Annotated in this window: 1 protein-coding gene; it reads left to right on the top strand. The window is 68.0% G+C overall.

What is annotated here, in order from left to right; all coding sequences use genetic code 11:
* Window positions 1-1,247 (top strand): amino acid adenylation domain-containing protein (locus tag JHD77_RS31510; protein ID WP_233412014.1); only part of this gene is annotated, 1,247 nt, incomplete at both ends.

A 1,247-nucleotide genomic window follows, 5' to 3' on the forward strand; every position in this document is an offset into this window, starting at 1 on the left:
CAGACGTTCCTGCAGGATGAACTGCCGTTCAACGCACAGCTGACGAACCTATGCCTGGACGACCCGAGCCTGTTCCAGAACGTCCCGGCGCAGTGGGACGGGAATCCGGAGCAGCGTGCCTGTCCGGAGCATCTGGCCTACGTCATCTATACCTCTGGTTCGACCGGGCGCCCGAAGGGCGTTGGCATCACCCATGGCGCGCTGGTCAATCACATGCGCTGGATGCAGGAGCGCTTCCAGTTGGCGGCGCACGAGCGGGTGTTGCAGCGGACCTCGAGTAGCTTCGACGCCTCGGTGTGGGAGTTCTGGCTGCCACTGATGTCCGGCGCTCGCTTGCACTTGGCGCCTGCGGAGCTGGGTACCTCGCTAGAGAGCTTGTGGGGGCTGGTCGAGGCACAACGGATCAATGTGCTGCAAATGCCGCCGTCGCTGTTGCAGGCGCTGCTGCCTTTCGCCGGCGACGACCAGTTGGACTCGCTGCGGCTGCTCTGCTGCGGTGGCGAAGCGCTGAGCGGCGCGCTGCTGGAACAACTGGGGCGCCGCTGGAACGGCGAGCTGGTCAACCTCTACGGGCCGACCGAAGCGACCATCGATGCCTGCTGCTTCTCGGCGCCGGTGAAGGAGGTCGGGGCGGAAATTCCCATTGGTGCACCGATCGCGGGGGTGCGCGCGCGCATCCTCGATGCGGCGGGTGGGGTCTGTCCGGTGGGTTGCCGAGGCGAACTGCTGATCGCCGGTGCCGGCCTGGCGCGCGGCTACCTGGGACGACCTGGGCTGACCGCGGAGCGCTTCGTGCCGGACCCGTACGGCGACGGCGAGCGGATCTACCGTACCGGCGACCTGGCGCGGTTGCGCAGAGACGGGCAGATCGACTATCTCGGTCGCCTGGACCACCAGGTGAAGATCCGGGGTTTCCGTATCGAACTGGGCGAGATCGAGGCGCGCCTGCTGGAGCAGGAGTGCGTGCGCGAAGCGGTGGTGCTGGCCGCCGACGGTGCGAGCGGCCAGCAGTTGCTGGGCTACGTGGTGCCGCAGGATGTCGGGGCGCTGGAGGACGAGAAGCGCGGCGCCCTGCGTGAAGTGCTGAAGTCGGCGCTCAAGGCGAGCCTGCCGGAATACATGGTGCCGACCCAGTGGGTGTTCCTGGCGGCGCTGCCGCTGCTGCCCAACGGCAAGCTGGACCGCAAGGCGCTGCCGGCGCCGGAAGCCGGCGACAGCCAGCAGGTCTACGCCGCACCGGAGACGGA

This window comes from Pseudomonas sp. P20, assembly GCF_016463925.1.
In the GTDB taxonomy this organism is placed as follows: Bacteria; Pseudomonadota; Gammaproteobacteria; order Pseudomonadales; family Pseudomonadaceae; genus Pseudomonas; species Pseudomonas aeruginosa.